The organism is Pseudomonas urethralis, assembly GCF_021602465.1.
GTDB classification, from domain to species: Bacteria; Pseudomonadota; Gammaproteobacteria; order Pseudomonadales; family Pseudomonadaceae; genus Aquipseudomonas; species Aquipseudomonas vlassakiae.
The window spans coordinates 39,739-62,944 of the sequence record NZ_BQIJ01000013.1 but is presented as its reverse complement, the minus strand read 5'-3'; the positions used below and the strand labels follow the sequence as shown (position 1 = coordinate 62,944).

The window sequence follows — 23,206 nt, the reverse complement described above, 5'->3', positions numbered from 1 at the left end:
AATCGGCGGCCCTTTGAAACGTATTGATAGCGTATGGAGTTGACCATGCAGCATGATTCCCATACCCACGGCATCGACATGTCTGCCCTGGGTCGCGACAAGCAGGGCCTGCGCCTGGCTGAAGAAACCGTGGCCATCGAAGTGCCGGGCCTGAGCCTGTTCTACGGCGACAAACAAGCCCTGTTCGACGTGCAGATGAACATTCCCAAGCAACGCGTGACCGCCTTCATTGGCCCGTCCGGCTGCGGCAAGTCGACCCTGCTGCGCACCTTCAATCGCATGAACGACCTGGTCGACGGCTGCCGCGTGGAAGGTGCCATCAACCTTTACGGCAACAACATCTACCGCAAGGGCGAAGACGTGGCCGAGCTGCGTCGCCGGGTTGGCATGGTGTTCCAGAAGCCCAACCCGTTCCCCAAGACCATTTACGAGAACGTGGTGTATGGCCTGCGTATCCAGGGCATCAACAAGAAACGCGTGCTGGATGAAGCCGTGGAATGGGCACTGAAGGGCGCCGCCTTGTGGGACGAAGTCAAAGACCGCCTGCACGAATCCGCCCTGGGCCTGTCCGGCGGCCAGCAGCAGCGTCTGGTGATCGCCCGTACCATCGCCGTGGAGCCTGAGGTGCTGCTGCTCGACGAACCGTGCTCGGCGCTGGACCCGATCTCGACGCTGAAGGTCGAAGAGCTGATCTACGAACTGAAATCCAAGTACACCATCGTCATCGTGACCCACAACATGCAACAGGCGGCCCGTGTTTCGGACTACACCGCCTTCATGTACATGGGCAAACTGGTCGAATTCGGCGATACCGACACCCTGTTCACCAACCCGGCGAAAAAGCAGACCGAAGACTACATCACCGGTCGTTACGGCTAAGGCCGGCTCGGTGTCTGGCACCGGCTTCGCCGGTGTTCGCGGGTGAACCCGCTCCTACAGGGCCGCGCTACCAAAGGATAATACGATGATCAACAAAGAAAGCCTGACGCACCATATTTCCCAGCAGTTCAACGCCGAACTCGAAGAGGTGCGCAGCCACTTGCTGGCCATGGGCGGCCTGGTCGAGAAGCAGGTGAACGATGCCGTCACCGCGCTGATCGAGGCCGACTCGGGTCTGGCCCAGCAGGTGCGCGAAGTCGATGAGCAGATCAACCAGATGGAGCGCAACATCGACGAGGAATGCCTGCGCATCCTCGCCCGCCGCCAGCCGGCGGCCTCCGACCTGCGCCTGATCATCAGCATCTCCAAGTCGGTGATCGATCTGGAGCGCATTGGTGACGAATCCACCAAGATCGCTCGCCGCGCCATCCAGCTGTGCGAAGAAGGCGAGTCGCCGCGCGGCTATGTCGAGGTGCGCCACATCGGCGACCAGGTGCGCAACATGGTGCGCGATGCCCTCGATGCCTTCGCCCGCTTCGATGCCGACCTGGCACTGTCGGTGGCCCAGTACGACAAGACCATCGACCGCGAGTACAAGACTGCCCTGCGTGAACTGGTCACCTACATGATGGAAGACCCGCGCTCGATCTCGCGGGTGCTCAGCGTGATCTGGGTGTTGCGTTCGCTGGAGCGGATCGGCGATCACGCGCGAAACATTTCGGAGCTGGTGATCTACCTGGTGCGCGGCACCGATGTCCGTCACATGGGCCTCAAGCGCATGAAGGCTGAAGTCGAAGGCACTGCGGGGGATGCGGCCGAAAGCGCTAATGTTCCGGGCAAACCTGACGATAAATAAGATTGCTCCCGAGCATCGACGCCCGGCCCGTGCCGGGCGTTTGCGTGTGTGGCAGAGCAATCAGCAGGCACCCGCGAACGATGCGAAGAAGTCCCGGCGTGACCCTAGAGTTGGCAAGTGGCCACCATTGCGCGGTAGGCTAGTCGGGTTCAAGAGGAGTATCGATGAGTAAAGTCAATGTGCTGGTCGTGGATGACGCACCGTTCATTCGTGACCTGGTCAGGAAGTGCCTGCGCAATGCTTTCCCGGGCATGGTCATCGAAGACGCGGTCAACGGTCGCAAAGCCATGGCCATGCTGGCCAAGGAGCCGTTCGACCTGGTGCTGTGCGACTGGGAAATGCCGGAGATGTCCGGCCTTGAGTTGCTGACCTGGTGCCGTCAGCAGCCCGAGATGAAGGACCTGCAGTTCATCATGGTGACCAGCCGTGGTGACAAGGAGAACGTGATCCAGGCCATCCAGGCCGGCGTCTCCGACTTCGTCGGCAAGCCGTTCACCAACGAGCAGCTGCTGACCAAGGTGAAAAAGGCCCTGAGCAAGATCGGCAAGCTGGAGAGCCTGATGGCTGGTGCACCGGCACGGGTGAATTCGGCCTTCGCCAACGACTCGTTGAGCGCACTGACCGGTGGCAAGCCTGAAGCGGCCAAGGTGGCGGCACCTGCTGCTGCCGCGGCGGCCAAGCCTTTGCTCAATGCGCCGAAGCCCCAGACGGCGGCGGCTGCGGCGGCCCAGGTCGGGCGGGGGCAGGGCCAGCTGCGCCTGGCCAGCGGTACCCAGCCCTGCGTGATCAAGGCGCTGAGCCTCAAGGAAGCGTTGTTGGTGGTGCGCCGCAGTGCAACGCTGCCACAGGTACTGGAGGGCGCAGTGCTCGACCTGGAGCAGGGTGAGAACGCCGAAGTGGCGCGCCTGAACGGCTACCTGCACGCCATCGCGGCGCTGGAGCCCAAGCCAGAAAGTGACTGGCTGCAGCTGACCTTCAAGTTCGTCGACCAGGATGCGCAGAAACTCGACTACCTGTCGCGCCTGATTGCCCGAGGTACACAGCAGAAGCATTTCACCCCCGGCGCCTGATCGACACCCTGTCCAGAACCCTATGGGAGCGGGCTTGCCGGCGAAGCAGGACCGCAGTGGATGGCACGGGCTTCGCCCGTGTTCGCGGGCAAGCCCGCTCCTACAGGGATCGCGCCAACTTCCAATGATTTGAGCAGACAGTTGCTCCCACAAGGTCCACACCAACCTGCCGGGTTCTTCCGACCAGCTGCAATACCGCTCACAAATCCCGCTGCTAGTCTTCGACAGACCATACCTGTCAAAAAGCCACCATCATGCCAGCCGCCGCCCGCTTGCTGCTTTTCTGTGCCTTGCTTTCGGCCTCGGCGTCGAGCGTGGGCATGACGATCTACAAGACCGTCGACAACTCCGGCGTGGTCTCGTACTCCGATCGCTACAGCCCGGGGGCGAAGACCTTCGAGCTGAGCGAGCCGATCCTCGATCACATCGATGGCAAGGTGCGCCTGCAGGCCGAAACCTTCCCCGGCGGTGTGCGCTTCATGGTGCGCAACGACCTGTACGTGCCGATGCAGGTCGAACTGCGGATCGACAAGCTGAGCAATGCCTTCGGTGGCAACCAGCCGCGCAACATACGCGCCGTGGTGGGGCCGCGTTCGAGCAAAGTGCTGAGTTCAGTGCTGGCGGCACCCGGCGGCAAATTGCAGTACGCCACAAGCTTCCAGTACGCCATGGGCGACCCGGGCCAGCGCTCTCTCGCCTACCGCTACCCGTTCCCCTGGAAGGGCGGGCCATTTCGCCTGACCCAGGGGCCCAATGGCCGTTTCAGCCACTTCGGCCCCAGGAGCCGCTATGCGATGGACATCGCCATGCCGGAGGGCACGCCGATCATTGCGGCCCGCGGCGGTATGGTGGTGAAGGTCGAGAATGGCCAAAGTGGCCGGGGCAGCAACCCGGCAGGCAATTTCGTGCGGATTCTGCACCCCGACGGCACCATGGGCGTTTACCTGCACCTGATGCAGGGTTCGGTGGTGGTTCGCGAAGGGCAGCAGGTGGTCGTGGGGCAGGCCCTGGCGAAGTCGGGCAATACCGGTAACAGCACCGGGCCCCACCTGCATTTCGTGGTACAGCGCAATGTGGGGCTGGCGCTGGAGTCGATACCGTTCCAGTTCGACCGGCCGCTGGGCGGGCTGCCGGACTTCACTGCCGGCAACCCCTAGGGTCAGTCGAGCTTGAGCACCTTGGCCAGCACGATCTTCGGCCCTTTCATCTTCTTGATGATGATGCGCAGGCCTTCGACTTCCAGCACTTCCTCTTCTTCAGGCACGCGCTTGAGGGTCTCGTAGACCAGGCCGGCGAGGGTTTCAGCCTCGATGTGGTCAAGGTCGACACCGAGCAGGCGCTCGACCTTGAACAGCGGCGTATCGCCACGTACCAGCAGCTTGCCGGGCTGGTAGGCGAGGATGCCGCGTTCGGTCTTGCGGTGTTCGTCCTGGATGTCACCTACCAGCACTTCCAGCACGTCTTCCATGGTCAGGTAGCCGATCACCTTGCCGTCGGCTTCCTCCACCAGCACGAAGTGCGCGCCGCCTTTGCGGAACTGTTCGAGCAACTGCGCCAGTGGCATGTGCCGCGATACCCGCTCCAGCGGGCGAGCCAGATCGTCCAGGTCGATGGTTTCGGGCAGGTGCTCGAGTTCGGCCAGCTCCAGCAGCAAGTCCTTGATGTGCAGCAGGCCGGTGAATTCTTCGCGCTCGGCGTCATACACCGGGTAGCGGCTGAACTTGTGCCGGCGGACCAGGGCGAGGATTTCCTTGAGCGGGGCATGGGCGTCGATGCTGACCATGTCCTCACGCGAGTTGGCCCAGTCCACGACTTCCAGCTCGCCCATTTCCACGGCCGAGGCGAGTACGCGCATGCCTTGGTCGCTCGGGTCCTGACCGCGGCTGGAGTGCAGGATCAGCTTGAGTTCTTCGCGGCTGTAGTGGTGTTCGTGGTGCGGGCCGGGCTCACCCTGGCCGGCGATGCGCAGGATGGTGTTGGCGCTGGCGTTGAGCAGGTAGATGGCCGGGTACATGGCCCAGTAGAACAGGTACAGCGGCACGGCGGTCCACAGCGACAGCAGCTCGGGCTTGCGGATCGCCCACGACTTGGGCGCCAGTTCGCCGACCACGATGTGCAGGTACGAAATGACGAAGAAGGCGACAAAGAACGACACCGCCTTGACCACTTCGGCGCTGTCCACGCCCAGGTAAGCCAGCAGCGGTTCGAGCAGGTGGGCGAACGCCGGTTCACCGACCCAGCCCAGGCCCAGCGAGGCGAGGGTGATGCCCAGCTGGCAGGCCGACAGGTAGGCGTCGAGCTGGTTGTGTACCTTGCGCAGGATGCTGCCGCGCCAGCCATGCAGTTCGGCAATGGACTCGACGCGGGTGGCGCGCAGCTTGACCATGGCGAACTCGGCGGCGACGAAGAAGCCGTTGAGCAGCACCAGCAGGAAGGCAAAGATGATCATGCCGAAATCGGCGAATAACGAGGTGAGGCTGATACCAGGGGAAGGGTCCATGATGGGGTTTTTACGGGGTCCGTCTTCGAGAAAGAGAAAAAAAGTGCCAGCTCTTGCTGGCACAGGGGATCCAATGTAGCGGCTGGGGCAGCAAAAGCAAAGGGCTGCAAAGCAGCCCCCGGTACCTCAGGCTTTGCCGTTGGCCAATTGTGCCGGCCCGAAATGACAGGTGAAGGTACTGCCATGCCCCGGCACGCTGCTGATTTCCAGCTTGCCGCGATGGCGCATCAGCACGTGCTTGACGATCGCCAGCCCCAGGCCAGTGCCGCCAGTATTCGACGCACGGCTGGAGTCGACCCGGTAGAAGCGCTCGGTCAGCCGCGGCAGGTGCTTGGCGTCGATACCTACCCCGGAATCCTGCACCGACAGGTGCGCGCCGTGCTCGTCAGCCCACCAGCGGATGCGGATGGTGCCTTCATCCTGGGTGTACTTCACGGCGTTGAACACCAGGTTGGAGAAGGCGCTGCGCAGTTCCGACTCGCTGCCCTTCAGGCGCAGGCCTGGCGCAGCTTCCAGGGTGATTTTCTGATTACGTGGCCCGGACAGAGCCTGGGCATCCTGCTTGATCGCAGTGAGCAGGACATCGACCGCCACCGGCTGGTTATCCGACGGGTAATCGGTGGCTTCCAGCTTGGCCAACAGCAGCAGGTCGTTGAGCAGGGTCTGCATGCGCGAGCCTTGCTGGGTCATCTGCTGCAGCGCCCGGGCCCAGCGCGGGTTGACGTCCTCGACGTTGTCCAGCAGGGTTTCCAGGTAGCCGGTGATCACCGTCAGCGGTGTGCGTAGCTCGTGGGAGACGTTGGCAACGAAATCCTTGCGCATCTGCTCCAGCTGATGGATGCGGGTGACATCGCGCACCAGCATCAGGTGCTCATTGTTGCCGTAGCGGGTGATGTGCAGCTGTACGCGCAGGCGGTCGTTGATCGGCGAGGGGATTTCCAGCGGTTCGACGTAGTTCTGCGCCTCGAAGTATTCCTTGAAGCGCGGGTGGCGTACCAGGTTGGTGACCGGCTGGCCGCCGTCCTGTGGGGTCTTGAAGCCCAGCAACGTCTCGGCGGCACGGTTCCACCACTCCAGGTTGCCATCGCTGTCGAGCATGATCACCGCATCGCGCAGCGCCGCAGTGGACTCCTGTACCCGGTCGATCACCGCCTGCAGGCGCCCGCGCACGCGCTGGTCGCGGCGTTGCAGGTGGTAGATGCTGTCGAACACCTCACCCCACAGGCCGTAGCCATCGGGCGGTGCTTCGTCGGGCTGATGGTTGCGCAGCCAGTCATGCAGGCGCAACAGCTGCTTGAGTGTCCAGCCCAGATAGAGCGCCAGGCCGATGGCCAGGCTCCAGCCGTAATAGCCGCTGACCAGGCCGCCGATCAGGCAGACAGTGATCAGCAGCAACAGGTGGCGAATCAGGGTCGCGTGCCAGTTCTGGTTCAATTGACGGTCCTTGTACAACGACGTGCAGCTTGGCGCTTGTCGGCTCGCTCAGCTCTTGGTCGAGAAGCGGTAGCCAGTGCCCCGGACGGTTTGTACCAGATTTTCGTAGGCCTCACCCAGTGCCTTGCGCAGGCGACGGATGTGCACGTCGACGGTGCGCTCCTCGACATACACGTTGCCGCCCCACACTTGGTCGAGCAGCTGGCCACGGGTATAGGCGCGTTCCTGGTGAGTCATGAAGAACTGCAGCAGGCGGTATTCGGTAGGGCCCATCTCGGCCGGCTTGCCGTCGATGGTCACGCGGTGGCTGATCGGGTCGAGCAGCAGGCCGCCGACTTCGATCGGCGCTTCACTGTCGCTTGGGCCCGTGCGACGCAGCACGGCCTTCAGCCGGGCTACCAGCTCACGCGGCGAGAACGGCTTGGTGATGTAGTCGTCGGCGCCGACTTCCAGGCCCTGGATCTTGTTGTCCTCTTCGCCCTTGGCGGTGAGCATGATGATCGGGATGTCGCCGGTCAGTTCGTCGCGCTTGAGGCGGCGTGCCAGCTCGATGCCGGAGGTGCCGGGCAGCATCCAGTCGAGCAGGATCAGGTCCGGTTTGCGGTCGACGATGATCGCGTGGGCTTGCTGGGAGTTCTCGGCTTCCAGGCAGTCATAGCCGGCCATTTCCAAGGCAACGGCGATCATCTCGCGAATCGGTGCTTCGTCGTCGACGATCAGAATGTTTCTGCCAACCATGCTCAAAACCTCTCCCGGGAATCGTGTCTTGGCCCGCATTAGATAACGGAATTATTGCAGCTGTGTGACAGGGTGTTGGCCGTTCTGGCGACATTCCATGACTGGGCTAGGCTTCACAGGGCCGCCGTGGCGGTAAACAGAATGCAATCCATCCCCGAATTCATGGTGATTCCAATGACACGACATACGCTGAGCTGGATGGCCCTTTTCGCTGCACTGGCGCTGCCGGGGGTGGCTTCCGCCCACCATGCCATGGAGAAAGACGGCATGTGGGTCGACCACAATGGCATGACGCTGTACACGTTCGACAAGGATGCCGGCGGCAAGTCGATGTGCAATGGTGATTGTGCCAAGAATTGGCCACCATTGATGGTCAAGAAAGAGGATGAAGCCCCGAAAGACAAGTGGACCCATGTCACGCGCGACGACGGTTCAATGCAGTGGGCCTATGACGGCAAGCCGCTATACACCTTCGTCAAGGACAAGAAAGCCGGTGACATGACCGGTGACGGCATGAAGGATGTCTGGCACGTCGCCAAGCCGTAAAGCTGGCCTCCTGACTCTGTGGGAGCGGGTAAACCCGCTCCCACATTTACGCTGAACCTCAGCGCAGGGCGTAATCCAGCACCACCCCGACGAACACCAGCAACCCGGCCCAGTGATTGTGCAGGAACGCCTTGAAGCACGATTCGCGGTCAAGCTTGCGTGTCGACCAGTATTCCCAGGCAAAGCACGCCGCCGCCCCCAGCAACCCCAGGTGGAACCAGCCACCCAGCTCGAAGCGGCTGCCCGCCAGCAGCAGGCAGCCCAGCGACAGCAGCTGCAAGGTCAGGATGATCGCCCGGTCCGCGTCGCCGAACAGGATCGCGGTCGATTTCACCCCGATCTTCAGGTCGTCGTCGCGATCGACCATGGCGTAGTAGGTGTCGTAACCCACCGTCCACAGCAGGTTGGCGATGTACAGCAGCCAGGCACTGGCGGGCAACTCGCCACCGGCCGCGGTAAAGGCCATGGGAATGCCCCAGGAATACGCGGCACCCAGCACCACCTGCGGGTAATAGGTGTAGCGCTTCATGAATGGGTAGCAGAACGCCAGCGCCACCGCGCCGAACGATAGCCAAACGGTCCGGCTGTTGGTGCACAGCACCAGCAGGAAGCTCACGCCGACGAGGATGGCGAACAATGCCAGCGCCTCGCGCGACGTGACCCGGCCGCTGGCCAGCGGGCGGTCGGCGGTGCGTTTGACATGGCCATCGACCTTGCGGTCGGCGAAGTCGTTGATGCAGCAACCTGCGGCGCGCATCAGCACCACGCCCAGGCCGAAGATCAGCACGTTGGCCAGGGTCGGCGAGCCGTGCCCGGCGATCCATACCGCTGACAGGGTCGGCCACAACAGCAGATAGATGCCGATCGGCCGATCCATGCGGCTGAGCTGGACAAAGTCCCAGGCCCGGGGGTGCAGGCGGTTGAGCGACTTGAGCAGGTGCAGGTACATCAGCGGTTCTCCTCCTTGGCCGCTTGCCACAGTGTAGGCAGGAAAACCTCGGCCACCAGCAGGTCGAGGCCGTTACGGGCGAAGCGTGAGCGGCGCCCCCAGAGCCCAGCTTGCGCGGCATCGGCTGGCAGCCAGCCTTGTGGATAACGGCACGCCTCGATCGGGTGGCGGATGAATGCCTGGTCGCAGAACAGCAATTCGCCCAGCGAACGGCTACCCAGGGTTTCCAGGTCCAGCCCGCCGCGTTCCAGGGCGCTGCGGCTGGCCACGCTGCGGGCAAACACCCAAGGTTGGCCATGCCCGCGCAGGAACACCTCGCGCACCCAGCCTTCGGCACCTGGCGCAAGGTTCAGGGCCACGCATTCGTCTTCGCGCAGCGGTTGCCAGCCTTCGAACAGGGGGGTGACGCTGAAGTGGCCCTGGGACAGCTGGGTGAGGCGGCGAGTCAGGGAGCCTTCGTCGAACAGCCAGTCCAGGGTTGGCTGGTCGATTTCAGTGGCCAGCTGTGAATACGGCAGCCACGCGACAGCGGCTGCTTGCGGGGATTCGTACGACACGTCGGTATGCTTGATTACAGCCAGAGAGGCGGCGAGCTTAGCATGATTGCCCTGAGTGCTTGCATAATGCCTGGCTACGACAAAGCCTGATCGACACCGAGGAAATGACCTGATGAAAAAGTGGCAGTGTATTGTCTGTGGCCTGATCTATGACGAAGCCGAAGGCTGGCCGGATGACGGCATCCCGCCTGGTACCCGCTGGGAAGACGTACCGGCAGACTGGCTGTGCCCTGACTGCGGTGTGGGCAAGAGCGACTTCGAAATGATCGCCATCGGCTAAAAAGGAAGGCAGCGCATGACGTCCCCCGTGGTAATTATCGGTACCGGCCTGGCCGGCTATAACCTGGCACGTGAATTTCGCAAGCTCGATGGTGACACGCCGCTGCTGCTGATTACCGCCGATGATGGCCGGTCCTACTCCAAGCCCATGCTCTCCACGGGCTTTGCCAAGCAGAAGGACGCCGATGGCCTGTGCATGGCTGAACCTGGCACGATGGCCGAACAGCTCAAGGCCGAGATCCGCACCCATACTCGCATCAGCGGTATCGACCCGGGCCACAAGCGGCTGTGGGTCGGGGAAGAAGCGATCGAGTATCGCGACCTGGTGCTGGCCTGGGGGGCGCAGACCGTTCAGGTGCCAGTCGAAGGTAATGGTACCGGGCGGATATTCCCGATCAACGACCTTGAAGACTATGCGCGCTTCCGTGCTGCGGCGGCGGGCAAGCAGCGAGTGCTGATTCTTGGCGCCGGCCTGATCGGGTGCGAGTTTGCCAACGACATGCGCTTGGGCGGCTTCGAGGTCGATGTGGTAGCGCCTTGCGAGCAGGTGATGCCGACCTTGTTGCATCCGGCTGCCGCCGCTGCCGTGCAGGCCGGCCTGCAAGGGCTGGGCGTACGCTTCCACCTCGGCCCGGTGCTGACCCGTCTGCAGCAGGCAGGAGAGGGGCTTGAGGCGCACCTGTCCGATGGACAAGTGATCATCTGCGACCTGGTGGTCTCGGCCATCGGCCTGCGCCCGCGTACCGACCTTGCCGCTGCTGCCGGCTTGCAGACCAACCGCGGCGTGGTAGTGGACCGTCACCTGCGCACTTCGCACAGCAACATCTTCGCCCTTGGCGACTGTGCCGAAGTCGACGGCATCAACCTGCTGTATGTGATGCCGTTGATGGCCTGCGCTCGTGCCTTGGCACAGACCCTGGCCGGTAACCCGACCCAGGTCAGCTACGGGCCGATGCCGATCACCGTGAAAACCCCGGCCTGCCCGCTGGTGGTATCACCGCCGCCCGCGGGCCGTGAAGGCAATTGGCAGGTCGAAGGGCAGGGTAGCGATCTGAAATTGCTCTGCCATGCCGCCGACGGCCAGTTGCTCGGCTATGCCCTGACTGGGAGCGCCGTCATGGAAAAACTTGCGCTGAATCGGCAGCTGCCCGCTCTCATGGCGTAAATAGCGGGCGTTCTGTCGGATTTATCCTGTTGTTGCCAGCACAATGGCCGTCCAGATACTGGCGCGGCCTCGGTGGGCGTGCCATTCTCAGTTCCGTCTGCCGCAGATTAGAGCCTGCGGTGCCTTGAACGCTGCTTCATGGCAGCACGGCATAACAACAAGAAATCCCGTCAAAGAGGCTTCACTATGCGTAAACCAGAACTCGCCGCTGTCATTGCCGAAAAGGCTGACCTGACCAAGGAAAAAGCCAACCAGGTGCTGAACGCCATTCTCGACAGCATCACCGGTGCCCTGGACAAGGACACGGTTACCCTGGTCGGTTTCGGTACCTTCGAAAAACGTCATCGTGGTGCCCGCACTGGCAAGAACCCGCAAACCGGCCAACCGGTGAAGATCAAGGCCAGCAACACCGTTGCCTTCAAGCCTGGCAAGAACCTGCGCGACAGCGTCAACACCCCGGTCAAGCCAGCCAAGAAAAAGTGATCGACTGCTGACCTCCAGAGTCATCAAGCGGGCGCCTCAGGGCGCCCGTTATGCATGCTGGAGGCTAAGTGTCGCGAACTAGCGTAACCAGTCGCGGAAAAGGATAAACTGCGCGCTTCAGTCATTTTTTATTCGAGGCGCGTTGATGAAGTTTCGCTTTCTTCTCTGGGCCATGGGGCTGCTGATGGCCAGGGCCAGCCGCAACAACCCGGCGTTTCAGCAGCAACTCAAGGACAAAGACCTGGTGTTCCAGATGCAGACGCTGGACGGCAAGGTAGCGCGGCACTTCATCGTCAGCGGTGAGCGCATCAGCAGCAAGGGCGGCAGCCATCCGCAGCCGGCCTTCGCCATCGCCTTCAAGGACGCCGCCTACGGCTTTGCCACGATGCAGGCGGGCAACAAGCAGCTGGCGTTCATGCAGGGCATCCAGGACAAGAACATCCAGATCAAGGGCAATCCGGCGCTGGTGATGTGGTTCCAAGGGCTGATGAAGTACCTGAAACCGAAGAAGAAAAGCTGAAGAAAGGCTGAGTCAGATCCTGTGGGAGCGGGTTTACCCGCGAATGCGTCTGCAGATTCAGCCTGGCATTCGCGGGTAAACCCGCTCCCACAGCGATCTCCGATAGCTTCAATGCGGGGCGTTGAGCTGCGACGCCAGGTCGCGCAGCAAAGCCTCGGCTTCGAGCACCTTGTTCACTACATCCTCCGCCTTGTCCCGGGTGATCCCCACACGCTCCAGCAGTTCCTCGGGAATCTGCTCCTGAGGCCCCGAGCCGATGCCCCGCGAGCGCAGCAGTCGGGTCGCCAGGCACACCAGGTTCGGGTAGGCCGAAAACTCGCCGTCATACGTCGGATCATGCTGGAAACGCAGCGCGGTCGACAGCTCTTCGGGCATGTCCCACAGCTTCATCAGCCAGGCGCCGATCTGCTCGCGGCTGATGCCCAGCAGGTGTTGTTCCACGTAGGTGTGGCACAGGTGCGGGTTGACCTCGAGGTGGCGGCAGATCAGCGAGAAATGCGGCGGGAACACGTGCGCCAGCAGCAGGTAGCCGAAGTTGTGCAGCAGCCCCGCCAGGTAGGTCAGGCCAGCCTCCGGACGCTCGGCACGTGGCATGGCGCGGGTCAGGCCTTCGATGATGGCCGCGGTGTAGATCGACTGCTGCCAGTACGGCGTGGCCTGCTGCGGATGGTCCTTGGGCAGGCTCAGGGTTTTGCCCAGCGCCAGGCCGAGTGCCAGGTTGATTACCAGGTCGAAGCCCAGGACGCGGACGATGGCGTCTTCCACCGAACGGATCTTGCCGGGTGAGGCGTAGTAGGGCGAAGCGGCCCAGCTGACCACCTGGGCGGCCAGCGCAGGGTCGGTTTCGACCACGCCGGTGATGTCATCGATGCTGGCATTGGGGTCGACCCGCAGCTTGATGATCTTTTGCGCCGTATCGGCCAGTGGCGGGATCTCGATGGTTTCTTCCAGGCGCTTCTGGATGCGCCGGGCCGTGAAGGCCTGGACCGCCAGGGTGATTTCCCTGGAATCGTCATCCGGGCGATCGAGGTTGGGGCGGATGTCGCGCACGGGCTGGCCGAAACTGCCGGCGCTGGCCTTGGCGAGCATGCGCTTGAAGTCATTACGGTGAATCTTGAGCAGCAGGCCGGCTTCGCCGGACTGGATGAACAGGTGTTCGGCGTCGAGCAGTTTGCCTTCGTACAGGCAAGGCGAGCTGGTCAGGGCCGGAATGGCCGGCAGGGCCTTGAGCTTGTGCTTGTCGAGCATCTGCCTGAGGCGTGGCAACGGCACGGCCTTGAGCTTGCGACCGGTCAGCTCTTCGAGGCGGTTGAGGTCCAGGAGCTTGCTCTGCGGGAACAGCACCAGCAGGGCGCCAATCTCGTCATCGAGCAGGATCGCCTGCACCCGAGACGCGGCCGGCAGTGCTGGATGTTCCGCCACCTCTTCAAAGGCAACGTGCAGTTTTTCGAGCAACAGCCGGATTACAGACGGTGCGTGCGGGGTTGCAGTGTCCAGGGCAACTTCAGTCATGGTCTGTATCCATTCGTTCTCTTAAACGCGAAGTATAACCAGCCTGTTGGCAAAGCTGGATCCATTCTGGGACGGGCGTCACACCTGCCCATATTGTTGACCGTGGCGCAGCCAGCGGTCGAGCAGCGGGCTGACATGGTCGGGCCAGCGCGCCAGCAACGCCTGGGCCGCGTCGCGCACCGCCGGCAGCAAGTCGGCGTCGCGCATAAGGTCGGCGACCTTGAACTGCAGCAGGCCGGTTTGCCGAGTGCCGAGCATTTCGCCCGGCCCGCGCAATTCCAGGTCTTTCTCGGCGATGATGAAGCCATCATTGGTTTCCCGCATGATCCCCAGGCGTTCGCGGCCAATCTGCGACAGCGGCGGGTGATACAGCAGCACGCAGTGGCTCACCGCGCTGCCCCGGCCAACCCGGCCACGCAGCTGGTGCAACTGGGCCAGGCCCAGGCGCTCGGGGTTTTCGATGATCATCAGGCTGGCGTTGGGCACGTCTACGCCGACCTCGATCACCGTGGTGGCGACCAGCAGTTGCAGGTTGCCTTGCTTGAACTCGGCCATGACCTCGGCCTTTTCTGCCGGTTTCATGCGGCCATGGATCAGGCCTACGCGCAATTCGCCGAGTGCACTGCCAAGCTCTTCGAACGTGCTTTCGGCCGCCTGGCAGGTCAGCTCTTCGGATTCCTCGATCAGCGTGCACACCCAGTAGGCCTGGCGCCCCTCGGCGCAGGCGGCGCGGACCCGCTCGACCACTTCGAAGCGGCGGCTGTCGGCGACCAGCACGGTATTCACCGGCGTGCGCCCGGGTGGCAGTTCGTCGAGTACCGAGGTATCGAGGTCGGCATAGGCACTCATGGCCAGGGTGCGCGGGATCGGCGTGGCGGTCATGATCAGCTGGTGCGGGCACAGCTCGCCGGCCACGCCTTTCATGCGCAGGGCCAGACGTTGCTGCACGCCGAAGCGGTGCTGTTCGTCGATGATCGCCAAGGCCAGGTGCTTGAAACGAACCTCTTCCTGGAACAGCGCGTGGGTGCCGACCACCATTGGCGCGCCGCCGGCGATCTGTTCAAGGGCGCTGGCGCGGGCCTTGCCCTTGAGCTTGCCGGCCAGCCAGGCGACTTCGATACCCAGAGGCTCGAGCCAGCGCTTGAAGGTGATGTAGTGCTGCTCGGCAAGGATCTCGGTAGGCGCCATCAGCGCCACCTGGTAGCCAGCTTCCAGGGCCTGCAGTGCGGCAAGGGCGGCGACCACCGTCTTGCCGGCGCCGACGTCGCCCTGCACCAGGCGCATCATGGGTTCGTGCTGGCTGAGGTCATAGGCGATTTCGTTGGCCACCCGTTGCTGTGCCCCGGTCGGCTGGAAACCGAGATTGGCCAGGTACTGCGCCTGCAGCCGCCTGGCCTTGGGCAGTACCGGTGCACGCAAGCTGCGCAGGCTCTCGCGCAGGCGCTGTTGTGACAGCTGGTGGGTCAGCAGCTCTTCGAAGGCCAGGCGGTGCTGCGCCCAGTGCTGGCCTTCGGCGAGCTCGTCGAGGTCGGCGTCGGCTGGCGGGTTGTGCAGGTAGCGGATGGCATCGTCCAGCGGTGCCAGGTGGTAGTCGCGGGCCAGCTCGTCGGGCAGCCAGTCGGGCAGGCTGCGCGGCCCGAGCATGCCCAGGCTCTGTTGGCAGAGCGCGCGCAGGCGCTGTTGGGTAAGGCCTTCGGTGGACGGGTAGATCGGCGTCAGGGTCTGTTCGACCGGTGGTGGCGGCTCGTCGCCATTCAGTGCACGGTACTCGGGGTGGTAGATCTCCAGGCCCGAGGCGCCGGGGCGGGCTTCGCCGTAGCAACGCAGGTGGGTGCCGCGCTTGAGGCCTTCCTTCTGCGCATTGCTGAAGTGGTAGAAGCGCAGGCTCAACACGCCTGTGCCGTCACCCAGGCGCACCACCAGGCTGCGACGCTTGCCCATGGTCACGTCGGCACCGCTGACCACACCCTCGATCACCGCATCCTGGCCCGGGCGCAACTGGCCGATCGGCACCACACGGGTACGGTCCTGATAGCGCAGGGGCAGGTGAAACAGCACATCCTGCAGGTTCTCCAGGCCGACCTTGGCGAGCTTCTCCGCCATGGCATCGCCGACGCCCTTGAGCGCGGTGACCGAAACCTTCGACAGCTCAGTCATGGATCAGGCCGGTTGTTCCACAGGCGGCTTGGCCACCGAGCAGAGGCGGATCGAGTCGGCAAGGATCTCGATCGCCTTCGGCCGCGGGAAGCTGGCGCGCCAGGCGATGGCGACGGTACGGAATGGCGCAGGCGGGGTGAGCGGACGCACTTCGATGACGCCGGGCGCATAATGATGGCTATGTACGGCCGACAGCGGCAGGATGGAAACCCCCAGGCCGGAAGCGACCATGTGGCGGATGGTTTCCAGCGAGCTGGACTCGACCGTGGTGTGCCTGGAGCCTTCGCCACCTTTGTTCAGTGTCGGGCAGGCTTCCAGCACCTGGTCGCGGAAGCAGTGGCCCTCGCCGAGCAGCAGCAGGCTCTTGTCGTTGAGCATTGCAGTGTCGATGGTCTTTTTCGCCGTCCAGGGGTGGTCGGCTGGCATCAAGGCACAGAACGGCTCGTCGTACAGTGGCAGGGTCAACACGTCCGCTTCGTTGAACGGCAGGGCAATGATCACCGCGTCCAGTTCGCCGTTGCGCAGCTTCTCGCGCAGCACGTGGGTGAAGTTTTCTTCGATGTACAGCGGCATCTGCGGCGCAACCCGGTGCAGCTGTGGAATCAGGTGCGGGAACAGGTACGGGCCAACGGTATAGATGGCGCCGACCTTGAGCGGGGCGGTCAGCTGGTTCTTGCCGGCCTGGGCCAGCTCGCGAATGCCCTGGGCCTGCTCCAGTACCTTCTGCGCCTGGGCCACGATGCTTTCGCCGACCGGGGTCAGGCGCACCGCACTTTTGCTGCGCTCGAAGATCAGCACGCCAAGCTCGTCCTCAAGCTTTTTCACGCCGACCGACAGGGTCGGCTGGCTGACGTGGCAGCGCTCGGCAGCATGGCCGAAGTGCTGCTCCTGGGCGAGCGTGACGATGTAGCGTAATTCTGTGAGGGTCATAACGTGCGTCCATGAAGTTGCGGCCCCAGCATAGCGGCTGCAATCGATAGACGCACGTTATCAGACTTGCCGATTTGTGACAGAAACAAAACTATCAGCGACGGTCCAGCGAATAGACGAACGGTGCCACGACTTCGATCGTGCCATTGGTCAGCAGCTCGGCTGGCGGCTTCGGTACCGTACCGGCGCGGCGGATCATTTCCAGGGTCGCCCGGTCCAGGGCCGCGCTGCCGGAGCCGCCTGCCATGGAGTAGGACACCACCTTGCCTTCGGCGTCGACCACGAAGCGCAGGCGGTTGATGCCTTGCAGGCCTCGGCGGCGAGCGTCCTCCGGGTAGCGCTTGTACTTCGCCAGGTGGCGCAGCAGGTCGCTCTGCCAGGTTGGCAGTGCCTGGCTGTTTGAGGCGATGCTTGGCGCCGGTGCCGCCGACTTCTGCGGTGGCGTGTTGCTTGGCGGTGTGTCAGCTACCTGTTCTTTGGCCGGTGGCTCATCTTTTGGCGGCTCAGGCTTCTTCTCAGGCTTCGGTGGCTGAGGCTTGGGCTTCGGCTTGGGCGGCTTGGCGATGGCGATCTTCGGTTTCGGTGCCTCGGCCAGCTTTGGCAGCGGCGGTTCTTCGACCGGCGCCGGCGGCTGTGGGGCGGCTTTCGGTGGTGGCGGCGGCGCGGGTTCGGGCAGTGGTGCCAGCTCGACCATCATGGCTGCCGGCGGCAGCTCGATGGCCTGGGGCACTGACCAGTTGAGCGTCAGCAGCACGGCGACCGCATGCACGCCCAGCACGATCGCCAGGCTGCCACCGTAGCGCGCCACGTTTGAGCGCGTTTTCGTCATTTCTTGGCTGCCGTCTCGAGACCTACCAGACCGACCTTGAGGTAGCCGGCCGCGCGCATGTTGTTCATCACTTCCATCAGGTCACCGTAATCCACGCCCTTGTCGGCCTGGAAGAAGATGGTGGTTTCCTTGTCGCCCTTGGTCTTGGCGTCGAGCATCGGGCCAAGCTGTTCCGGGGCAGGGACCTGATCGTCGCCGACATACAGCTTCTGGTCGGCCTTGACGCTGACGAACACGGGTTTTTCAGGCCTCGGTGCCGGCTTGGCGGTCGAGGCCGGCAGGTCGACCTTGATGTCGACCGTGGCCAACGGGGCTGCGACCATGAAGATGATCAGCAGCACCAGCATCACGTCGATGAACGGCGTAACGTTGATTTCGTGGTTTTCGGCGAGGTCGTCGCCACCTTCGTTGAGATGCAGGCCCATGGTTTACCCCACTTTCACCATGTGCGGGGCGGCGCGGTCGCTGCCCTGATGGTCCAGGTCACGGCTGACCAGCAGCAGTACCTGGGCGGAGGCGTCGGACACCTGCGCCTTGTAGCCGGCGATGGAGCGGGCGAAGACGTTGTAGATGACCACGGCCGGGATCGCTGCAACCAGGCCCAGTGCGGTGGCCAGCAGAGCCTCGGCGATGCCTGGGGCGACGACGGCCAGGTTGGTGGTCTGGGTCTTGGCGATGCCGATGAAGCTGTTCATGATGCCCCACACGGTACCGAACAGCCCAACGAACGGCGCGGTGGAGCCGATGGTGGCGAGTACGCCGGTGCCGCTGCTCATGGTGCGGCCGCTGGCAGCTACCAGGCGCTCCAGGCGGAAGCTGACGCGCTCCTTGATGCCTTCTTTCTCGCGGGCATTGGCCGACAGGCGCATCTCTTCGAGGGCATCGTGGACCAGGGTATGGGCCAGGGTGCCTTCAGTATTGGCGACGGTGCTGGCCTCTTTCAGGCTCACCGACTTCTTCAAGGCGGCGATCTCGCCACGCAGGCGGCGCTTGGCGCCCATCAACTCGAAGCCCTTGGCGATCCAGATGGTCCAGGTGATGATCGAAGCGATGGCCAGGCCGATCATCACGGCTTTGACGACGATATCCGCGTTCTTGTACATGCCCCATGGGGACAAGTCATGGGCCATGCCCAGCGAGGTGTCTTCAACCAGTTCCTGCACGGCCGGGTCGGCGGAAGCAGGTGCTGCGACCGGGGTGGCGGCCTGGCCTTCTGCCGCAGCGGATGCCGGGGTGGCTGGTGCGGTGGCAGCGGCCGGGGCGGCGGCGTTGGCGGCAGGCTCATCGGCCATGGCTACCGGGGCCAGCACCAGGCTGAACAGCAGCGCGGCGATGGCGCGCCAGGCGCGCGACGGGGTTGGCGAAGCGGAAAGTTGAATACGTGTCATGCTGGCCGGACCTGATGAAGAAGAAAGTGAGCGTTCTCCAGGGCCTCGATACAGGCCGAGAACAGATAGGGGTGCCATTATTGCAAGTAATTCTTGTTAACAAAAGTAATCTTGTTGCTTTTTTCACCCGCGGTCTAGCCGCCTATCGTGTAATACGGCTAGCCTGATCCTTTGGTCTAGGGAGTTTTATGATGTCAGGCCTTTCCGCAGTTATCGTGGGATGTGGTGATGTAGGCGGCCGTTTGGCCCGCCAGCTGCTGGCCAAAGGCTGGCAAGTCAGTGGTTTGCGCCGCTCGGTCGCGCAGCTGCCCGAGGGCGTAGCGGCCATTGCTGCCGACCTGTCCGACCCTGCGATTCCACAGGCATGGCCACAGCGCTCACCGGATTACCTGGTGTACTGCGTCGCCGCCAGCCAGCATGACGAGGCGGGTTACCGAAGCGCCTACGTCGATGGTTTGCGCCATGTGCTGGCGTGGCTGGCCGAGCGCGGCCAGCGCCCGCGGCGTTTGCTGTTCGTCTCCAGCAGCAGCGTGTTTGCGCAAAAGGACGGTGAATGGATCGACGAAACCGCGCCCACCGAACCTGAAGGTTATTCCGGGAAGGTGATGCTGGAGGCCGAAAGGCTGGCGCTGGCAAGCGGCATTCCTGCCAGCGTGATTCGCCTGACCGGCATCTATGGCCCGGGTCGCGAGTGGCTGCTGAGCCAGGTGCGCCAGGGCTATCGGGTGGCGGAGGAGCCGCCGCTGTATGGCAACCGGATTCACGCCGAGGATGCTGCGAGCCTGATGGCCTTCCTGCTCCAGGCCGACGCCGATGGCGTGGCGCTGGAGCAGTGCTACATCGGCGTCGACGACGACCCGGCGCCCCTGGCCGATGTGGTGGCCTGGCTGCGGCAGTACATGGGGGTTACCGAGTGGTCTGATCAACAGCGCGTACGCCGTACTGGCAGCAAGCGTTGCAGCAACGCCCGGGTGCGGGCGTTGGGCTGGGCGCCGGCGTATCCGAGCTACAAGCAAGGCTATGCGGCCATCCTGGCAGGCCAGGGCTGATCCATCAGCCTGCGCAGTGCCTATTGGCAGGAGCGGGCGCCCGGCTTGAAGGTGGTCTTCAGTCCCGCTCCAGCACCCACTGTTGGGTACCGGCCGCCAATTGCGGAATCTCGTCTGCCTGGGCAGTGTTCACTGCCTGGAAGATCGCCATCTTGTCGCCATCACGCTTGAAGATGAACGGTGCGCCGCGCTGGTTGCGCTCCAGCCACAGGCTGTCGTTGTTGCCACCCATGCTGGCGCAGTCGCCGGCCAGGCAAAGGGCGAAGCGGTCCGGGCCTGGCAGGCCGGTGACGTCGCCAGTATCGCTGAAGCGGACGGTACCGCCTTTGCCCTGGCCCTCGATGATCTTCCAGTCGCCACCCAGATAAGCCTGGTACAGCGCCTTCTCGAAGCTGCCGCCCAGTGGTGCGTTGGCGGGTTGCTGGACACGGACGAAGGTCTGCTCTGCACCGCTCTGGGTGGTGGCTTTCAGTTCATCGCCATCCAGTTCGAGCTGTTCGGTCTGGCCGCCCTGGAAGCTGGCCTGCCATTGCTTCTGGTTGGCGATCAGCTGGCCGTCGGCCGCCTCGAAACCATTGCTGTAGCTGGCCCGCTGGTTGGCAACGTCGAGCTTCCACTCGAACACCGGGCCGTGCTCGTTCAGTGCCTGGCGCAGGCTGCCGCCTTTGCTGGCGGCCTTGATGGCGGCCTGGTTGATCCAGGTGCCGTTGAAATCTTCGGGTTTGTGGCTGGCGCAGCCGCCCAGAAGCAGGGCTGCCAGCGCGAGGGGCAATGCGTGACGCATGACGGGATAACCTTGCAGAGGATGGGTGACGGGCAGGGGTGCCCGTCACCAGGGGCATCAGTCGATGACCAGGATGGCGTCCATTTCGACCTGGGCGCCTTTTGGCAGTGCAGCAACGCCGATGGCAGCGCGGGCTGGGTATGGCTGTTCGAAGTAGCGGCCCATCACCTCGTTGACCTTGGCGAAGTGGCTCAGGTCGGTCAGGAAGATGTTCAGCTTGACGATGTCCTTGAACGAACCGCCTGCCGCTTCAGCCACGGCCTTGAGGTTCTCGAACACCTGTACTGTCTGGGCTTCGAAGCCTTCGACCAGTTCCATGGTCTTGGGGTCCAGCGGGATCTGGCCCGACATGTAGACGGTGTTGCCGGCCTTGATCGCCTGGGAGTAGGTGCCGATAGCGGCAGGGGCCTTGTCGCTGTTGATGACGGTCTTGCTCATGATGACTCCTTGCGGTTGGCGGACTACGTACGCATGCGGGTGATGCGGACCACGCCGGTCAAGGTACGCAGCTTCTTGATCACACGTGCCAGGTGCACACGGTCGTGCACGCTGACCACCAGTTGGACCACGCTGATACGGCCGTCGCGTTCGTCCATGCTGATCTTCTCGATATTGCCGTCGGCAGCGTTGACGCTGCTGGCCAGCAGGGCGATCAGGCCGCGCTGGTGTTCAAGCTCGACACGCAGCTCGACGTTGAACTCGCCTGCGATGTCCTTGGCCCACGAAAGCTGTACGCACTTCTCGGGGTTGTGGCGAATTTCGCTGATGTTGCGGCAGTTTTCCAGGTGCACGACCATGCCTTTGCCTGCCGACAAGTGGCCAACGATCGGGTCCCCCGGGATTGGCGTGCAGCACTTGGCGTAGCTCAGCACCAGGCCTTCGGTGCCGCGGATCGCCAGTGGGCCTTCCGGCGCCGGCAGTGGCTCGCCTTCTGCCGACAGCAGGCGCCGCGCGACCACGTAGGCCATGCGGTTGCCCAGGCCGATGTCTTCGAGCAGGTCTTCGATCAGCTCCAGGCGATATTCGGCAAGGATTGCCTGGATACGTTCCTGGGGGATCTGCTCGAGGCTGCTGTCGAAGCCGGTCAGCACCTTGTTCAGCAGGCGCTCACCGAGGCTGATCGACTCGGAGCGGCGCTGTTGCTTGAGCGCGTGGCGAATGTGCGTGCGCGCCTTGCCGGTGACCACGAAATTGAGCCAGGCCGGGTTTGGCCGTGCGCCCGGGGCGCTGACGATCTCGACCGTCGAGCCGCTCTGCAGCGGTTCGGACAGCGGTGCCAGGCGTCGGTTGATGCGGCAGGCGATGCAGCTGTTGCCGACGTCGGTGTGCACCGCGTAGGCGAAATCGACGGCGGTGGAGCCTTTGGGCAGCTCCATGATCCGCCCTTTGGGCGTGAACACGTAGACCTCGTCCGGGAACAGGTCGATCTTCACGCTCTCGATGAATTCCAGCGAGTTGCCAGCACGCTGCTGCAGCTCGAGGATGCCCTTGACCCACTGGCGCGCCCGGGCATGGCTGCCCTTGGGCTGCTCGTCTTCGTTGGACTTGTACAGCCAGTGCGCGGCGATACCGTTGTTGGCCATCTCTTCCATCTCGCGGGTGCGGATCTGGATTTCGATGGGCACGCCATGCATGCCAAACAACGTGGTGTGCAACGACTGGTAGCCGTTGGCCTTGGGAATTGCGATGTAATCCTTGAAGCGACCGGGCAGCGGCTTGTACAGGTTATGCACGGCGCCGAGCACGCGGTAGCAGGTGTCGACCTTGTCGACGATGATGCGGAAGGCGTACACGTCCATGATTTCGTTGAAGGCGCGGCGCTTGCCACGCATCTTCTTGTAGATGCCATAGAGGTGTTTCTGCCGTCCGCTGACCTCGCCCTCGATCCCGTCGGCGGCCAGGCAATTGGCCAACGAATGCTCGATCTTGGCGACGATCTCTTTACGGTTGCCGCGTGCGCTCTTCACCGCCCGGTGGATCAGCGACGAACGCATCGGGTGCATGGCCTTGAAGCCGAGGTCCTCGAACTCCACGCGCACCGTGTGCATGCCCAGGCGGTTGGCGATAGGGGCGTAGATCTCGAGGGTTTCCTTGGCGATGCGCCGGCGTTTTTCGCCAGACAGCACTTCCAGGGTGCGCATGTTGTGCAGGCGGTCAGCCAGCTTGACCAGGATCACGCGGATGTCGCGGGCCATGGCCATGGCCATCTTCTGGAAGTTCTCGGCCTGCGCCTCGGCCTTGGTTTCGAAGTTCATCTGGGTCAGCTTGCTGACCCCGTCGACCAGCTCGGCCACGGTCTCGCCAAACTGCTGGCAGAGCGCTTCCTTGGCGATGCCGGTGTCTTCGATCACGTCGTGCAGCATGGCCGCCATCAGGCTCTGATGGTCCATGTGCATGTCGGCGAGGATGCTGGCCACGGCCAGCGGATGGGTCACGTAGGGCTCGCCGCTGCGGCGGCGTTGCCCGTCGTGTGCCTGTTCGGCGTAGAAATAGGCGCGCCGGACCAGGTTGACCTGTTCGGGCCCCAGGTAAGTCGACAGCCGTTCGGCTAAGGCTTCTATGCCCGGCATGGTTTCACCTC

Annotated in this window: 24 protein-coding genes; 10 read left to right on the top strand and 14 right to left on the bottom strand. The window is 63.4% G+C overall.

The window, feature by feature from the left end:
* Positions 1-45 precede the first annotated feature (45 nt).
* The 4 genes from pstB (at position 46) to L6D64_RS19770 (ending at position 3,962) form a co-directional block, all read left to right on the top strand.
* A complete protein-coding gene (pstB, locus tag L6D64_RS19785) occupies positions 46-879 on the top strand; it encodes a phosphate ABC transporter ATP-binding protein PstB (protein ID WP_054884758.1) in 834 nt (277 codons plus the stop codon).
* Between the two features lie 85 nt (positions 880-964).
* The gene (phoU, locus tag L6D64_RS19780; RefSeq protein WP_176508514.1) at positions 965-1,735 is read left to right on the top strand and encodes a phosphate signaling complex protein PhoU; all 771 of its coding nucleotides are present in this window, start codon (positions 965-967) and stop codon (positions 1,733-1,735) included.
* Positions 1,736-1,899: 164 nt separating this feature from the next.
* Positions 1,900-2,805, top strand: coding sequence for a response regulator (locus L6D64_RS19775; protein WP_176508513.1), 906 nt, complete (start codon positions 1,900-1,902; stop codon positions 2,803-2,805).
* A 254-nt stretch (positions 2,806-3,059) separates the two neighbouring features.
* Complete coding sequence (locus tag L6D64_RS19770) at positions 3,060-3,962, top strand: peptidoglycan DD-metalloendopeptidase family protein (RefSeq protein WP_176508512.1); 903 nt, start codon at positions 3,060-3,062, stop codon at positions 3,960-3,962.
* A gap of 2 nt (positions 3,963-3,964) precedes the next feature.
* Here the strand turns inward: L6D64_RS19770 and L6D64_RS19765 are convergent, their stop codons facing one another.
* From L6D64_RS19765 to phoB, 3 genes are all read right to left on the bottom strand, one after another.
* Positions 3,965-5,305, bottom strand: a complete 1,341-nt coding sequence (locus L6D64_RS19765; protein ID WP_176508511.1) for a hemolysin family protein — start codon at positions 5,303-5,305, stop codon at positions 3,965-3,967.
* 126 nt (positions 5,306-5,431) lie between these two features.
* Positions 5,432-6,739 (bottom strand): phosphate regulon sensor histidine kinase PhoR, encoded by a 1,308-nt coding sequence (gene phoR, locus L6D64_RS19760; RefSeq protein WP_176508510.1) that lies wholly within the window; start codon positions 6,737-6,739, stop codon positions 5,432-5,434.
* A 48-nt stretch (positions 6,740-6,787) separates the two neighbouring features.
* A complete protein-coding gene (gene phoB / locus L6D64_RS19755; RefSeq protein ID WP_003253341.1) occupies positions 6,788-7,477 on the bottom strand; it encodes a phosphate regulon transcriptional regulator PhoB in 690 nt (229 codons plus the stop codon).
* Between the two features lie 174 nt (positions 7,478-7,651).
* Here phoB and L6D64_RS19750 point away from each other — a divergent pair, with 174 nt between their 5' ends.
* Positions 7,652-8,023 (top strand): COG4315 family predicted lipoprotein, encoded by a 372-nt coding sequence (locus L6D64_RS19750; protein WP_176508509.1) that lies wholly within the window; start codon positions 7,652-7,654, stop codon positions 8,021-8,023.
* 58 nt (positions 8,024-8,081) lie between these two features.
* Here L6D64_RS19750 and ubiA read toward each other — a convergent pair whose 3' ends face one another.
* Both ubiA and L6D64_RS19740 read right to left on the bottom strand, forming a co-directional pair.
* Positions 8,082-8,972, bottom strand: a complete 891-nt coding sequence (ubiA, locus tag L6D64_RS19745) for a 4-hydroxybenzoate octaprenyltransferase (protein WP_176508508.1) — start codon at positions 8,970-8,972, stop codon at positions 8,082-8,084.
* Positions 8,972-9,529 (bottom strand): chorismate--pyruvate lyase family protein, encoded by a 558-nt coding sequence (locus tag L6D64_RS19740; protein WP_176508507.1) that lies wholly within the window; start codon positions 9,527-9,529, stop codon positions 8,972-8,974. Before L6D64_RS19740 ends, ubiA begins: the two co-directional genes overlap by 1 nt.
* A gap of 112 nt (positions 9,530-9,641) precedes the next feature.
* Between L6D64_RS19740 and L6D64_RS19735 the strand changes: the two genes are divergently transcribed.
* From L6D64_RS19735 to L6D64_RS19720, 4 genes are all read left to right on the top strand, one after another.
* Positions 9,642-9,809, top strand: a complete 168-nt coding sequence (locus tag L6D64_RS19735; protein ID WP_054884848.1) for a rubredoxin — start codon at positions 9,642-9,644, stop codon at positions 9,807-9,809.
* A 15-nt stretch (positions 9,810-9,824) separates the two neighbouring features.
* The gene (locus tag L6D64_RS19730; protein ID WP_176508506.1) at positions 9,825-10,973 is read left to right on the top strand and encodes an NAD(P)/FAD-dependent oxidoreductase; all 1,149 of its coding nucleotides are present in this window, start codon (positions 9,825-9,827) and stop codon (positions 10,971-10,973) included.
* A gap of 186 nt (positions 10,974-11,159) precedes the next feature.
* On the top strand, positions 11,160-11,456 hold the full coding sequence (locus tag L6D64_RS19725) for an HU family DNA-binding protein (protein ID WP_176508505.1): 297 nt from the start codon (positions 11,160-11,162) through the stop codon (positions 11,454-11,456).
* 145 nt (positions 11,457-11,601) lie between these two features.
* Positions 11,602-11,976, top strand: coding sequence for a hypothetical protein (locus L6D64_RS19720; protein ID WP_060507705.1), 375 nt, complete (start codon positions 11,602-11,604; stop codon positions 11,974-11,976).
* A gap of 108 nt (positions 11,977-12,084) precedes the next feature.
* Here the strand turns inward: L6D64_RS19720 and L6D64_RS19715 are convergent, their stop codons facing one another.
* From L6D64_RS19715 to exbB, 6 genes are all read right to left on the bottom strand, one after another.
* Positions 12,085-13,488 (bottom strand): aminoacyl-tRNA deacylase and HDOD domain-containing protein, encoded by a 1,404-nt coding sequence (locus tag L6D64_RS19715; RefSeq protein WP_176508504.1) that lies wholly within the window; start codon positions 13,486-13,488, stop codon positions 12,085-12,087.
* A 78-nt stretch (positions 13,489-13,566) separates the two neighbouring features.
* A complete protein-coding gene (recG, locus tag L6D64_RS19710) occupies positions 13,567-15,645 on the bottom strand; it encodes an ATP-dependent DNA helicase RecG (protein ID WP_176508503.1) in 2,079 nt (692 codons plus the stop codon).
* Between the two features lie 3 nt (positions 15,646-15,648).
* The gene (locus L6D64_RS19705) at positions 15,649-16,575 is read right to left on the bottom strand and encodes a hydrogen peroxide-inducible genes activator (RefSeq protein ID WP_060507702.1); all 927 of its coding nucleotides are present in this window, start codon (positions 16,573-16,575) and stop codon (positions 15,649-15,651) included.
* A 94-nt stretch (positions 16,576-16,669) separates the two neighbouring features.
* Positions 16,670-17,404, bottom strand: a complete 735-nt coding sequence (locus L6D64_RS19700) for an energy transducer TonB (RefSeq protein WP_176508502.1) — start codon at positions 17,402-17,404, stop codon at positions 16,670-16,672.
* On the bottom strand, positions 17,401-17,829 hold the full coding sequence (gene exbD / locus L6D64_RS19695) for a TonB system transport protein ExbD (protein ID WP_054884743.1): 429 nt from the start codon (positions 17,827-17,829) through the stop codon (positions 17,401-17,403). Before exbD ends, L6D64_RS19700 begins: the two co-directional genes overlap by 4 nt.
* Positions 17,830-17,832: 3 nt before the next feature.
* Positions 17,833-18,792: a tonB-system energizer ExbB gene (gene exbB / locus L6D64_RS19690; RefSeq protein WP_176508501.1), complete on the bottom strand. Its 960-nt coding sequence runs from the start codon at positions 18,790-18,792 to the stop codon at positions 17,833-17,835.
* Between the two features lie 191 nt (positions 18,793-18,983).
* Here exbB and L6D64_RS19685 point away from each other — a divergent pair, with 191 nt between their 5' ends.
* Complete coding sequence (locus L6D64_RS19685) at positions 18,984-19,841, top strand: SDR family oxidoreductase (RefSeq protein WP_176508500.1); 858 nt, start codon at positions 18,984-18,986, stop codon at positions 19,839-19,841.
* 58 nt (positions 19,842-19,899) lie between these two features.
* Here the strand turns inward: L6D64_RS19685 and L6D64_RS19680 are convergent, their stop codons facing one another.
* The 3 genes from L6D64_RS19680 to spoT are packed head-to-tail and all read right to left on the bottom strand — an operon-like array spanning position 19,900 to position 23,195.
* Positions 19,900-20,625, bottom strand: a complete 726-nt coding sequence (locus tag L6D64_RS19680) for a hypothetical protein (RefSeq protein WP_176508499.1) — start codon at positions 20,623-20,625, stop codon at positions 19,900-19,902.
* A gap of 57 nt (positions 20,626-20,682) precedes the next feature.
* The gene (locus L6D64_RS19675) at positions 20,683-21,063 is read right to left on the bottom strand and encodes a RidA family protein (protein ID WP_145184357.1); all 381 of its coding nucleotides are present in this window, start codon (positions 21,061-21,063) and stop codon (positions 20,683-20,685) included.
* 23 nt (positions 21,064-21,086) lie between these two features.
* Positions 21,087-23,195 carry a bifunctional GTP diphosphokinase/guanosine-3',5'-bis pyrophosphate 3'-pyrophosphohydrolase gene (spoT, locus tag L6D64_RS19670; protein ID WP_176508498.1) on the bottom strand — a complete coding sequence of 703 codons (2,109 nt, stop codon included), beginning with the start codon at positions 23,193-23,195 and terminating at the stop codon, positions 21,087-21,089.
* Between the last annotated feature and the right edge of the window lie 11 nt (positions 23,196-23,206).